The 12,453-nt window shown below is 32.0% G+C and carries 12 protein-coding genes and 1 other annotated feature; all 12 genes read left to right on the forward strand.

Annotated features, from left to right (window positions below):
* The first annotated feature begins 105 nt into the window (after positions 1 to 105).
* The 12 genes from JHL18_RS24525 to JHL18_RS24580 all read left to right on the forward strand — a co-directional run bounded on the left by JHL18_RS24525 (position 106) and on the right by JHL18_RS24580 (position 12,452).
* Positions 106 to 603 carry a PRC-barrel domain-containing protein gene (locus JHL18_RS24525; RefSeq protein ID WP_200274217.1) on the forward strand — a complete coding sequence of 166 codons (498 nt, stop codon included), beginning with the start codon at positions 106 to 108 and terminating at the stop codon, positions 601 to 603.
* The gene (locus JHL18_RS24530; RefSeq protein ID WP_200274219.1) at positions 590 to 1,615 is read left to right on the forward strand and encodes an AI-2E family transporter; all 1,026 of its coding nucleotides are present in this window, start codon (positions 590 to 592) and stop codon (positions 1,613 to 1,615) included. The genes JHL18_RS24525 and JHL18_RS24530 overlap by 14 nt, the downstream gene beginning before the upstream one ends.
* A 134-nt stretch (positions 1,616 to 1,749) precedes the next feature.
* Positions 1,750 to 1,924 (forward strand) — a binding site (T-box leader).
* 96 nt (positions 1,925 to 2,020) lie between these two features.
* Positions 2,021 to 4,660 carry an alanine--tRNA ligase gene (gene alaS, locus JHL18_RS24535; RefSeq protein ID WP_200274221.1) on the forward strand — a complete coding sequence of 880 codons (2,640 nt, stop codon included), beginning with the start codon at positions 2,021 to 2,023 and terminating at the stop codon, positions 4,658 to 4,660.
* Between the two features lie 152 nt (positions 4,661 to 4,812).
* Positions 4,813 to 5,070, forward strand: coding sequence for an IreB family regulatory phosphoprotein (locus JHL18_RS24540; RefSeq protein WP_183276796.1), 258 nt, complete (start codon positions 4,813 to 4,815; stop codon positions 5,068 to 5,070).
* 319 nt (positions 5,071 to 5,389) lie between these two features.
* Complete coding sequence (gene ruvX, locus JHL18_RS24545) at positions 5,390 to 5,809, forward strand: Holliday junction resolvase RuvX (RefSeq protein WP_200274223.1); 420 nt, start codon at positions 5,390 to 5,392, stop codon at positions 5,807 to 5,809.
* A 48-nt stretch (positions 5,810 to 5,857) separates the two neighbouring features.
* Complete coding sequence (locus JHL18_RS24550) at positions 5,858 to 6,118, forward strand: DUF1292 domain-containing protein (RefSeq protein ID WP_200274225.1); 261 nt, start codon at positions 5,858 to 5,860, stop codon at positions 6,116 to 6,118.
* Positions 6,119 to 6,135: 17 nt separating this feature from the next.
* Positions 6,136 to 6,594: a Fur family transcriptional regulator gene (locus tag JHL18_RS24555; protein WP_200274227.1), complete on the forward strand. Its 459-nt coding sequence runs from the start codon at positions 6,136 to 6,138 to the stop codon at positions 6,592 to 6,594.
* A gap of 42 nt (positions 6,595 to 6,636) precedes the next feature.
* Positions 6,637 to 8,304, forward strand: coding sequence for a ribonuclease J (locus tag JHL18_RS24560; RefSeq protein WP_200274229.1), 1,668 nt, complete (start codon positions 6,637 to 6,639; stop codon positions 8,302 to 8,304).
* Between the two features lie 16 nt (positions 8,305 to 8,320).
* Positions 8,321 to 8,671, forward strand: a complete 351-nt coding sequence (locus tag JHL18_RS24565; RefSeq protein ID WP_200274231.1) for a YlbF family regulator — start codon at positions 8,321 to 8,323, stop codon at positions 8,669 to 8,671.
* A gap of 105 nt (positions 8,672 to 8,776) precedes the next feature.
* Complete coding sequence (gene typA / locus JHL18_RS24570) at positions 8,777 to 10,594, forward strand: translational GTPase TypA (RefSeq protein ID WP_200274233.1); 1,818 nt, start codon at positions 8,777 to 8,779, stop codon at positions 10,592 to 10,594.
* Between the two features lie 169 nt (positions 10,595 to 10,763).
* Complete coding sequence (gene mltG / locus JHL18_RS24575) at positions 10,764 to 11,780, forward strand: endolytic transglycosylase MltG (protein ID WP_200274235.1); 1,017 nt, start codon at positions 10,764 to 10,766, stop codon at positions 11,778 to 11,780.
* Between the two features lie 27 nt (positions 11,781 to 11,807).
* Positions 11,808 to 12,452, forward strand: coding sequence for an O-methyltransferase (locus JHL18_RS24580; protein WP_200274237.1), 645 nt, complete (start codon positions 11,808 to 11,810; stop codon positions 12,450 to 12,452).
* Position 12,453: the final 1 nt, after the last annotated feature.

The following is a 12,453-nucleotide window of genomic DNA, read 5'->3' on the forward strand; positions in this document are numbered from 1 at the left end:
TGGATTAGAGAATCAGGTATATTAATAAAATGTTAATTTCATAATTATGGTATTGTTTTGATTATTTTGGTAAATACTACTCTTAAATGTTTAAGGGTGATGAGTATGCAAAGAATTAAGGACTTCGAATATATGAATGTATATAATATACAAGGTAAAAAGCTAGGATCAATAAAAGAACTTTATATTGATTTTTACAATGGAAAGCTTAAAGGATTTGAAGTAAATAGAAGAGGGCTAAAAAAAGAGAACTTTATAGAGATAAACAGTATAATCACTGTAAACAAAAGTTTGATATTTGATAATTTTAGTAAATCGCAAGGCCTTCCTTTTTGCAAGATAAAAGGTATGGATGTGGTAGACAAATGTGGAGAGATAGTGGGGGTTGTTGAAGACATGGTTATTGACACTTCGGATTATACCGTTAAGGGGTTGATAATCTCGTCTGGGTTTATAAACAAGTTAATAAGAGGGAAAAATATAATACTGTTCAATCAGATGATACTAGGAGAAAAGTTTATTTTGTATTATGGAAGCTATAATGTGCTGTTAAAGTCAATGCCGCATAATTTTGCAAAAGGAGATTGCTATGAAGAAACCTAGTAAAAAAATTATAATTAATGTGATTTTAGCAGCAATCATCCTAATAATTGTGGTTCTATATATTAAATTGAAGATTATAAGAGAAGTTATTTTTATTATTATTTTTTCCTTTATAGTTTCATATACCTTAAAACCACTTTTAATATTCAGCATGGAGAAGACAAGGATAAATAAGAAGCTTGGAGCAGGTTTAATAATTTTGGCAGTATTCAGCTTTGTTATGATTTTAGTAGTAGGTGTAATTCCTTCACTTTTTAAAGAAGGAGCGAATATCGAAACTATAATGAATTCTGTGGAGAGGTTAATAAGCTGGATTAATTCAAAAGTACATATGAGTCAATATGGAATTTTTGATACTCTAAGTGTACAAATTAACGAAAGGCTAAATGTAGTTATAAGTAATTTTTCGGAGAAAGTTTTCGATAGCTTAGTAGATTTTAGTGAAAATTTACTTTCTCTTGCAGTGGTGCCTGTTGTAAGTTATTATTTTTTGGCTGAAGGCAATATCATAGAAAATAAACTTTTACTTCTAGTTCCTATGAAAAAAAGATCAATTATTAAACGGATAATAAGTGATATAGATAAAGCGTTAGGAAGATATATATTTAGTCAGTTTGTATTGTGTGTAATAATTGGAGTACTTACTTTTTTTGTACTAATATGTTTGAAGATACAGTTTCCTATTTTGCTATCAATCTTTAATGCAGTTGTAAATATAATACCCTATTTCGGTCCACTAATTGGTGCAATACCTGCAATTTTAGTAGCATTAATTCAGTCGCCAACCAAAGCTATCTATGCTACTATATTGCTTTTTATAATACAACAGGTAGAAGGAAATTTGCTTTCACCTCAGATAACAGCTTCAAGTATAAAAATGCATCCATTGTTAATAATAATACTTTTGCTTATAGGGGAAAAAATGGGTGGCTTTTTTGGTATGATTTTAGCCATACCTATAGGAGTAATAATTAAAGTCATTTATGAAGATATTGATTATCATATGTACTAAGTATAACAAAGTGAATTTATTCAATATATTAAGCAAATTCACTATATAACTATATAAACTATAAAGTGAGCAGATTTTTAAGTAAATATTGACAGAGATAAAACATTATCATATAATTTGCCTATAAAGTTAATAGTGGTGTGATGATGAGAATAAGTAAATAAACTATGGCTATAAAGAGAAGAAGTGGTTGGTGAAAACTTCTTAGCATAGTTATTGAAAGCTATCTTAGAGCACTTTTCTTAAGAGATGTATTTATTAAGTACATAATTAGGGTGGTACCGCGGAAGTATAGCTTTCGTCCCTTGCTGGGATGAGGGCTTTTTTTTGTTCTTTAGAAGATCGCTTTAGCGATTTTTTATTTATACTTTAAAATATTTGTTTTAAAAGAATGGAGGAAATAATATGAAATACATGGGAGCAAACGAATTAAGAGATGCATATCTAAAGTTTTTTGAAAGTAAAGATCACTTAGTAATGCCATCATTCTCATTAGTACCAAAGAATGATAAGAGCTTACTTTTAATAAATGCAGGAATGGCACCTTTAAAACCATATTTTACTGGAGTTGAAGAACCACCAAGAAAGAGATTGGCTACTTGTCAAAAATGTATAAGAACTGGTGATATAGAAAATGTAGGGAAAACTTCAAGACATGGTACTTTCTTCGAAATGCTAGGAAACTTTTCATTTGGAGATTATTTTAAAAATGAAATAATTCCATGGGCATGGGAATTTATAACTGAAACTCTTTCTATACCTAAAGACAAATTATATGTGACTATATACTTAGAAGATGATGAAGCTTTCGATATATGGACTTCTAAAACAGATGTAGATCCAAGTAGAATATTTAGATTAGGTAAAGAAGATAACTTCTGGGAAATAGGAGTTGGACCATGTGGACCTTGCACAGAAATTCACTTTGACAGAGGCGATGGAAAGATTACTTCTGTAGAAGAATTTGTAAAAGCAGCTGATGAAGATAGAGTAGTAGAATTCTGGAATTTAGTTTTCACTCAATTTGATAAAGATGAAGCTGGAAATTATAACAGATTAGCTAATCCTAATATAGATACAGGTATGGGACTTGAGAGAATTACTACAATTATGCAAGGTGTAGACAATATTTTTGAAATTGATACAGTTAAAAATATATTAGGAACTGTAAGTAAAATAGCAAATGTAGAATATAAATCAGATGACAATAAGGACATTTCATTAAGAATAATAACTGATCATGTAAAAGGTGTAACTATGCTTATATGTGATGGAGTTCAACCTTCAAATGAAGGAAGAGGTTATGTGCTAAGAAGACTTTTAAGAAGAGCCGCAAGACACGGAAGATTACTCGGAATAAAAGAACTTTTCTTAACTAAAATAGTTGATTCTGTTGTTGAAAACTACTCAAGTGGTTACCCTGAACTTTTAGAAAAGGCACAGTACATAAAGAAAGTAGTTTTACTAGAAGAAGAAAGATTCAATGAAACTATAGATAGCGGTATGGATATACTTAAAGGATATATAAGCGAACTTGAAGCTGCTAAAGTAGAAGTTCTTTCAGGAGAAAAAGTATTTAAATTATATGATACTTACGGGTTCCCGTTAGAGTTAACTGAGGAAATACTTGAAGAAAAAGGCATGAAGGTAGATCTTGAAGGTTTTAACAAGGAAATGAAGGAACAAAGAGAAAGAGCTAGAGCTGCTAGAGGCACTACAAGCTACATGGGTAGTGATGAGATTCCTGTAAATAAGATAGAAGCCACTATAAGCACAAGTTTTGATGGTTATGGAACAATAAAACACCAAGGAACAATACTTTTACTTTCAGATACTGTAGAATTTAAAGAAGAGTTATCAGAAGGTGAAGAAGGTTTCCTAGTTGTTGATAACACACCATTCTATGCTGAGATGGGTGGTCAGGTAGGAGATACTGGAATAATAACAGGAGAGGGATTTAAAGCGGAAGTTTTAGATTGCAAGAAGAATCCTGGTGGAAAGATATATCATGTAATAAAGGTTACTTATGGTACTGTTAAGGTTAATGATACTGTAAGTCTTGAGGTTGATAATATCAGAAGAAACAGTATATGCAAGAACCATACGGCTACTCATATGCTTCATGAAGCATTAAGAGAAGTGCTTGGTGAACATGTAAACCAATCTGGATCATATGTAGATAGCGAAAGACTAAGATTTGACTTTACTCATTTTTCAGCATTATCAGCAGAAGAATTAGATAAAGTTGAGACTATGGTAAATGAAAAAGTAATGGAAGCATACTCGGTTTGCACTGATGTGATGACTATAGATCAAGCAAAAAACAGTGGTGCTATGGCTTTATTTGATGACAAATATAGTGATGAAGTTAGAGTGGTATCCATAGGCGATTTCTCAAAAGAACTTTGTGGAGGTACTCATGTAAGTAATTCAGGACAAATTGGAGTGTTTAAAATAGTTTCTGAAACTGGTGTTGCAGCAGGAATAAGAAGAATAGAAGGGTTAACTGGCTTTAATGCTATAAGACACTTTGAAAGTAAAAGTGAAATCATAAGAGAAGTTTCTTCAGCATTAAAATGTAACGAAAAAGATATTTTAAGAAAAGTACATTCACAAACTGTTGATTTAAAAGAAAAAGAAAAAGAAATACAAGAGCTTAAACTTAAAATGGTTCAAGGCTCTGAAAATGATATTCTAGATAGTGCAAGAGAAATTAAAGGTGTGAAAGTTGTAGTTTCAACTGTTGAAGGTCTTGATGGAAATGCGCTAAGGGATTTGGCTGATAAGATTAGAAACAAAGTTGGTAATGGAGTGGTAGTTCTAGGAAGCGCAGCTGAAGGGAAAGTTAATCTAGTAGCTATGGCAACTAGAGATGCTATTGAAAAAGGAATACATTGCGGTAAGATTATAAAAGAAGTAGCAACAATCGCTGGTGGTGGCGGTGGTGGAAGACCAGATATGGCTCAAGCTGGAGGTAAGAATCCAGAAAAGCTAGAAGAGGCTTTAGCAAAAGTTAATGAGTTAGTAGAATTATTGGTAAAATAGTGTACATTTCCATAAATATCATTTATAATTAAATTAAACATAAAACAGAATAAACAATTGTTAGTAGGTTAATACTAATTTATATGATATTTAAATAATTTTTTCATGTGAACCAGTAAGGGGGTGAAGCTGCCACTTTAAGCAGCGAACTTATGGCAAATAATTTAGATCATACAATGCAATTTGACTTTACAAAGAATAAAAAAGACTTGACGAAGGCTATCTTGAATGAGGTTTATAATTCTTTAAAGGAAAAAGGTTACAACCCTGTAAATCAACTTGTAGGTTATTTAATTTCAGGAGACCCTACTTACATCACAAATTACAATGGTGCGAGGGCTTTGGTAAGAAAACTTGAAAGAGATGAAATTCTTGAAGAGGTAATAAAATCTTATCTAGAGATAAAATAGAGGGTGCCCATTTGGGTACCCTTTAATGTTATAAAATATAATAAAATTTATTTTTAAGTTTTTACTTTGAATATAACTGAATTTTTTTTCATTAAGAAGGTTATTATTTAACTTATAGGGGAAATTAATATTTAATTAAAGATGCTTTTTATAATTATATTAAAATACCTGTAACTTAATAAGACCATAAGCAATTAACGTATCTTCTTTAATAAAATAAATTTTATTTACACAATATATATATGACTAGTTATTTAATTCATATATTGAAGTAAAACGTATGAATAAGTATTGTTAATAAACCCTATAGGAGAAAACGATGCGTATAATAGGATTAGATTTTGGACAAAAAACTATTGGGGTGGCAGTATCAGATCCCTTAGGACTTACGGCTCAAGGAATCACAACAATTAGAAGAAAAAACTTCAGATATGATCTCGAAGAAGTGAAGAAAATCTTTGATGAGTACAATGCAGAGCTCATTGTTATAGGACTTCCTAAGAACATGAATGGAACAATTGGTCCTTCAGGCGAAATGGCTCAAGATTTTGGAAAACGACTTGTTGAATTATTCAACCCAAAAATTGAATTTTGGGATGAGAGACTTACTACTGTTGCGGCTCATCGTGCAATGCTAGAAGCGGATTTGTCAAGAAATAAAAGAAAAAAGATAGTTGATAAGATTGCAGCCATATTTATACTTCAAGGTTATCTTGATAGATTGGCAAGTAATAATTAACTTTCATTATCAATAAAATTAAAATACAATAAAAGGGAGTGTTTTTTAATGGAAAATAATATTGATACAATAGTATTGCTAGATGAAGATGGAATTGAAACTGAATTTGAGGTTATTACAAAACTTGATATTGAAGAGAATGAATACGTAATCGTAGTTCCAGTGGATGGATCAGAAGATGACGCAATCGCTTTAAAAATCGTTACAGATGAAGAGGGAAATGATGCTTTGGTAACAGTAGAAGATGAGGAAGAATTCGCAATGGTTGCAGAAGCATATGAAACTCTTTTTGCTGATGACTTAAATTAATAAAGAGAGGTTTTAGCATGTCACAGGTATCATCAAAAGACTATAATCAATTAAAAGAAGATTTGAAAAAGAAAGGCTACAAATTGACTCCGCAAAGAAGAGCAATTGTAGATACTATTCTATTAAATAAAGGCAAGCATCTTACAGCCGAAGAAATTTATGATGAAGTGAAAGTAGGTTGTCCTGAGATAGGGTTAGCTACTGTGTATAGAACTATACTGCTTCTAGAAGAGATGGGAATAATATATAGGCTTGATTTAAATGATGGAAGCGCAAGATATGAAATGGCTCATGATGATGAACATCATAGACACCATCATTTAGTTTGCAATAACTGTGGTAAGGTAATCGAAGTTGAAGCGGATTTACTTGATGATTTAGAAGAGCTAATTGAAAAAAAATGCGACTTTAAGATAATGGATCACAGCGTAAAATTTTATGGCTTATGCAGCGAATGTGTTGATAAAGACATATAAAGCTTTATAATAAAAAATAAATAAATCTAAAGGAGGGGACATATGAAGCGTGAAAAACTAAAGGCGAAAATCATTCCTTTAGGTGGCACAAATGAAATTGGGAAAAACATGACTGCCATTGAGTTTAAAGATGATATAATCGTCATAGACAGCGGATTAAAATTTCCAGAAGAAGACATGTTTGGAATAGATATAGTAATTCCAGACATAACGTATTTACTGAAGAATAAAGACAAAGTTAAAGGCATATTCCTAACACACGGACATGAAGATCACATCGGTGCGTTGCCTTATGTGCTTAAGCAACTTAACATACCTATATACGGAACAAAGTTAACATTAGGTATAGTTGAAAGCAAATTAAAGGAACACGGTCTTCTAAGTACTACAGAACGTATTGTAGTTAAGCCAAAAGACGTTATCAAACTCGATTCGGTTTCAGTTGAATTTATTAAGACAAACCACAGTATAGCTGATTCGGTAGCTATAGCAATCCATACTCCAATGGGAGTTATATTGCATACTGGTGACTTTAAGATTGACTATACACCAATCGATGGAGAAGTAATTGACTTAGCTAGATTCGCGGAACTTGGTAAGAAAGGTGTACTTGCGCTTATGGCTGATAGTACCAATGTTGAGAGACCTGGATATACTATGTCTGAGAGCATTGTAGGAGATAACTTCTTAAAAATGTTCGCAAAGGCAAAAGGAAGAATATTAGTTGCGACTTTTGCTTCCAATATCCATAGAATTCAACAAATAATAACGGCTGCTCAAGCGAATGAGAGAAAAGTAGCGGTTTCAGGAAGAAGCATGGAGAACATTGTTCAAGTTGCGATTGAGCTTGGATATTTGCAAATTGATAAAGAGGTTTTAATAACTCTAGACAATATTAATAAATATCCAAATGATAAACTTGTAATAATAACTACAGGAAGTCAAGGAGAGCCAATGTCAGCTCTAGCTAGAATGGCTTCATCTGAGCATAAAAAGATAAATATAGTAGAAGGAGATTTGGTTGTAATATCAGCTACTCCTATACCTGGAAATGAAAAATTTGTATCAAGAATAGTAAACCAACTATTCAAAAAAGGTGCAGAGGTTATATATGAATCTATTGCAGGGGTTCACGTTTCAGGGCATGCATGTCAAGAAGAACTAAAACTTATGCATACATTAACAAAGCCTAGGTATTTTATACCGGTTCATGGAGAGTACAGACATCTAAAGCAGCACGGTGAACTTGCTGTTAAGTTAGGATTACCACCTAAAAATTTCTTAATACCTGAAAATGGGGATGTCATTGAAATTACTAGAGATAATCTAAGGAAAAATGGAACAGTAATTTCAGGAAATGTGTTTGTCGATGGATTAGGTGTAGGTGATGTAGGTAATATAGTACTTAGAGATAGAAAACACTTATCTCAAGATGGTATACTTACTGTAGTGGTTACTATCGAAAGAGAAAGCGGTAATGTAATTGCAGGACCGGATATAATATCAAGAGGCTTCGTTTATGTAAGAGAATCAGAAGATTTAATGGATCAGGCTAAGGAAATTGTTAAATCAGTACTTAGACAATGTGAAGAAAATAAAGTTTCTGATTGGGCGACTATGAAGTCTAATATGAAAAATGAATTAAGAGTTTTCCTATATGAGAAGACTAAGAGAAAACCTATGATATTACCAATAATAATGGAAATATAGTACTGGGGGAAATAGTATGACAAATATATATGACAAAGCTCATGATTTTGCAAATGTACTTAAGGATTTACCTGAAGTAGTTGCATATAGAGAAGCTTCAAAAAAAATATCAGAAAGTCCGGAACTAAAGAAAATAGTTGAGGATTTTAGGAGAATTCAAATAGAGGCTTATAATGAGCAGTTTCAAACTGGAACTATAAGCGATGCAACAAAGGAGAAAATGCAGAAAGTCGGAAGTGTTGCGATGATTAATCCTGCTGTCGCTGCATATCTTCAAAGTGAAGCTCAGTTTGCAGTTATTTGGGAAGATTTGTTAAAAATATTCAATGATGCAATAGGTGTGGATATAATTACACCAAATTCCTAGTATTTTAGTTGACTTTTATAGAAAGTAATATTAGAATTAAAATGTTGAAATTGGATACAACGGTATCCAATTTTATTTTGTGGTTAAACCCAATGGAGGATGAATATGGAATTAATAACAAGAAATGATATAAGAAACATAGCAATAATTGCTCACGTTGACCATGGTAAAACTACTTTAGTTGATGCGCTATTAAGACAAAGCAATATATTCAGAGCAAATGAAAAAATAGAAGAAAGAGTAATGGACTCCAATGACCTAGAAAAGGAAAGAGGAATAACTATACTTTCAAAGAATACAGCAGTTACATATAACGACATTAAAATAAATATAATAGATACTCCAGGACATGCTGACTTCGGCGGAGAAGTAGAAAGAGTTCTAAAGATGGTTGACAGTGTTCTTCTAGTTGTAGACTCTTATGAAGGACCTATGCCACAGACTAAATTCGTTTTAAAGAAGGCTTTAGAGCTTGGACTAGATCCAATAGTTGTAATCAATAAGATAGACAGACAAGATGCTAGACCTACTGATGTTATCGACGAAGTTTTTGAATTATTCTTAGAGCTTGGAGCAACTGATAAGCAGTTAGACTTCCCAATAGTTTATGCTTCAGCTAGAGAAGGTTTTGCAAAGATGGAAATTGAAGATGAAAGTACAAACATGGAACCTTTATTCAACACTATAATAGAACATGTTGAACCACCAAAGGGTTACTTGGATGCTCCACTTCAAATGCTTGTTACTACAATTGATTCAAGCGAATACGTTGGTAAAATCGTAATAGGTAAGGTTGTTCGTGGTAGAGTAGCAAAGAACCAAAATATTGCCGTTGTAAGAAAAGATGGATCAACATCAAATTACAAGGTATCAAGTCTTTATACATATAATGGACTAAAGAGAGAAGAAACAAATGAAGCTTCACTTGGAGATGTAATAGCAATAAGTGGTATAGTAGATGTAAATATTGGAGAAACTATAGCAGACGCTCAAAATCCAGAAGCACTACCATTCATGGACATAGACGAGCCTACATTAAACATGAACTTCATGGTAAATGACTCACCATTTGCAGGACGTGAAGGTGATTTCGTTACTTCAAGACATTTAAGAGATAGACTTATGAAGGAACTTGAAACAAATGTAAGTTTAAGAGTAAAAGAACTTTCTCCAGATCGTTTTGAAGTTAGTGGAAGAGGAGAGTTACATCTTTCAATTCTTATAGAAACAATGAGAAGAGAAGGATATGAATTCCAAGTATCAAAGCCAAATGTTATATTTAAAGAAGAACATGGAAAGAAAGTAGAACCTATTGAGTACTTAACTATAGATGTTCCTGAAGAATTCATGGGACCAGTTATGGAAAAACTAGGACCTAGAAAAGCTGAGATGGTTAATATGACTTCAGCTGTAAATGGGTATACAAGATTAGAATTCTTAATACCAGCTAGAGGTCTTATAGGATTCAGAAGTGAGTTCATGACAGATACTAAGGGTAATGGTATAATGAACCATGTATTTGAAGGGTATGATAAATATAGAGGTGATATTCCTGGAAGAAGCAGAGGATCACTTGTTGCTTTTGAAGCTGGTGATGCAATAGCTTATGGATTATTCAATGCTCAAGAAAGAGGTACTCTATTCATACAACCTGGTACTGAAGTTTATTCAGGAATGGTATGTGGTGAGTGTTCAAGAGCTGAAGATATAGAAGTTAATGTTTGTAAGAGAAAACATCAGTCTAATACAAGAGCTTCTGGTTCAGATGATTCATTAAGATTAACTCCAGCAAAGAACCTTTCTCTAGAAGAATGTCTAGAATTTATAAATTCTGACGAACTTGTAGAAGTTACCCCTAAGAACATTAGAATGAGAAAGAGATTATTAGATTCTAATGAAAGAAAGAGAGCTGCAAGAAAGTAATTTGCTTGTTGGCATAAAAATAGTATAATTAAGTAAATAGCCTAATAGGCTATTTACTTTTGTATATAAAGGGTTTTAATTATACTATATAAAGATATAATTATTGTACATATTAATTTTTAGTATAACTTTTGTAATAAGTTATACGGTTTAAAAGTAGGGGGATATTATGAGAAACTTTAAAAAGCCTTTAATTTTTATTTCTTCCTTTATATTAGTAGTTCTTATAGCTATAACATTTTTCTACATAAAATATTTAAGAGCTATAAATAACCCTCTCCAAGGAAAGGGAAGTACAGTAAATGTAGTTGTAAAAGAAGGAGAAAGTCTTTATGACGTTCTTGAGCATCTAAATAGTGATAAATCACTAAAGAGTTTATATGCAGCAAAATACTATATAAAGAAAAATAATTTAGGTGGAGATATTCAACCAGGGACATATGATATTTTAATTGGAACTTCTCTTGACAAAATTATTAGTTTGCTAAAAGAAGGTGGACACAACATTAAAATAACAATTCCTGAAGGATTGAATGTGGATGAAATTGCTGCAAGGGTTGAGAAAAGTGGTCTCGTTACTAAAGACGAATTTCTAACTGCAGTAAAAAAATATCCACTGCCTAAGTATGTAAAAGAAAGTAAAGATAAGAGATATGAGCTTGAAGGATACTTATTTCCTGATACATATTTTTTCAAGAAGAGTGATAAATCTGATGACATAATAATAGCAATGCTTGCTAGATTTCAACAAGTGATGAGTGAAGTACAAAAAGAAACTAATAAACCAATTTCGGATTCCGATTATGAAGGCATAATAAACAAGGCTTCGATGATTGAAAAAGAAGCTAGAGTGGATTCTGATAGACCTTTAATTTCTTCGGTTATTGATAATAGATTAAAAAAGAATATGCCGCTTCAATTAGATGCAACGATATTATATGCCATTGGACAACATAAAGATGTAGTAACATTGAAGGATTTAGAAGTTAAGTCTCCTTATAATACGTATAAAAGTAAAGGATTACCAGTAGGGCCTATCTGCAATCCAGGGAAACAGTCGATTTTAGCTGCAGTTAAACCGGAAGATACGAACTTCTTATATTACCTACTGAAGAAAAATAATGAGCATTATTTTACTGCTGATTATAATGATTTTTTAAAGATGAAGAAAGAATTGGGATATTAATTATAACCAAATTTGTTGGAGGAAATTATGAGTGGAATTACACATGACTACATGGAGGAATATCTTAGAGGTCTAATTGGAGACAGCGAGGATGAACTATATGAGTTAGAAAAGTATGCAGAAGAAAATTTAGTTCCCATAGTACAAAAAGAAGCAGGTAAGTTTTTGGAATTTATGGTTTCCATGAAGAAACCTAAAAAAATATTAGAACTAGGAACTGCTATTGGGTACTCTGCCATCCTTATGAGTAAGGCTGCTAATGGAAATGCAAGTATAACATCAATAGAACGTGATGAAAATATGGTATCTATTGCAGAGAGTAATATTTCAAAGTATAATCTTAGTGATAAAATTAAAGTTGTTAAAGGTGATTGTCTAGAAATATTAGAAAGTTTAGATGATAAGTTTGATCTGATTTTTATGGATGCTGGTAAAGGGCATTATAATCACTTTTTACCTCATTGTCTAAGAATTTTAGCTGAAGATGGAATTATAATATCAGACAATGTCCTTTTTAGAGGAATGGTTGCTTCTAATGACTTGGTTATAAGAAGAAAAATAACGATAGTTAAGAGAATGAGAAAGTATCTTGAAGAGATATCTAAAGATAAGAATTTAATCACAACTATCATTCCTATGGGAGATGGAATAGCTGTGACAAAGAGGAGGTAAA

This window comes from Clostridium yunnanense (genome assembly GCF_016595795.1).
GTDB lineage: Bacteria > Bacillota > Clostridia > Clostridiales > Clostridiaceae > Clostridium_AR > Clostridium_AR yunnanense.

What these genes read in the sequence shown, in the direction of transcription:
- mltG (WP_200274235.1), top strand. Translation starts at nt 10,764, where the DNA reads ATGAGAAACTTTAAAAAGCCTTTAATTTTTATTTCTTCCTTTATATTA.
- JHL18_RS24530 (WP_200274219.1), top strand. Translation starts at nt 590, where the DNA reads ATGAAGAAACCTAGTAAAAAAATTATAATTAATGTGATTTTAGCAGCA.
- alaS (WP_200274221.1), top strand. Translation starts at nt 2,021, where the DNA reads ATGAAATACATGGGAGCAAACGAATTAAGAGATGCATATCTAAAGTTT.
- ruvX (WP_200274223.1), top strand. Translation starts at nt 5,390, where the DNA reads ATGCGTATAATAGGATTAGATTTTGGACAAAAAACTATTGGGGTGGCA.
- typA (WP_200274233.1), top strand. Translation starts at nt 8,777, where the DNA reads ATGGAATTAATAACAAGAAATGATATAAGAAACATAGCAATAATTGCT.
- JHL18_RS24555 (WP_200274227.1), top strand. Translation starts at nt 6,136, where the DNA reads ATGTCACAGGTATCATCAAAAGACTATAATCAATTAAAAGAAGATTTG.
- JHL18_RS24540 (WP_183276796.1), top strand. Translation starts at nt 4,813, where the DNA reads ATGGCAAATAATTTAGATCATACAATGCAATTTGACTTTACAAAGAAT.
- JHL18_RS24525 (WP_200274217.1), top strand. Translation starts at nt 106, where the DNA reads ATGCAAAGAATTAAGGACTTCGAATATATGAATGTATATAATATACAA.
- JHL18_RS24560 (WP_200274229.1), top strand. Translation starts at nt 6,637, where the DNA reads ATGAAGCGTGAAAAACTAAAGGCGAAAATCATTCCTTTAGGTGGCACA.
- JHL18_RS24580 (WP_200274237.1), top strand. Translation starts at nt 11,808, where the DNA reads ATGAGTGGAATTACACATGACTACATGGAGGAATATCTTAGAGGTCTA.
- JHL18_RS24550 (WP_200274225.1), top strand. Translation starts at nt 5,858, where the DNA reads ATGGAAAATAATATTGATACAATAGTATTGCTAGATGAAGATGGAATT.
- JHL18_RS24565 (WP_200274231.1), top strand. Translation starts at nt 8,321, where the DNA reads ATGACAAATATATATGACAAAGCTCATGATTTTGCAAATGTACTTAAG.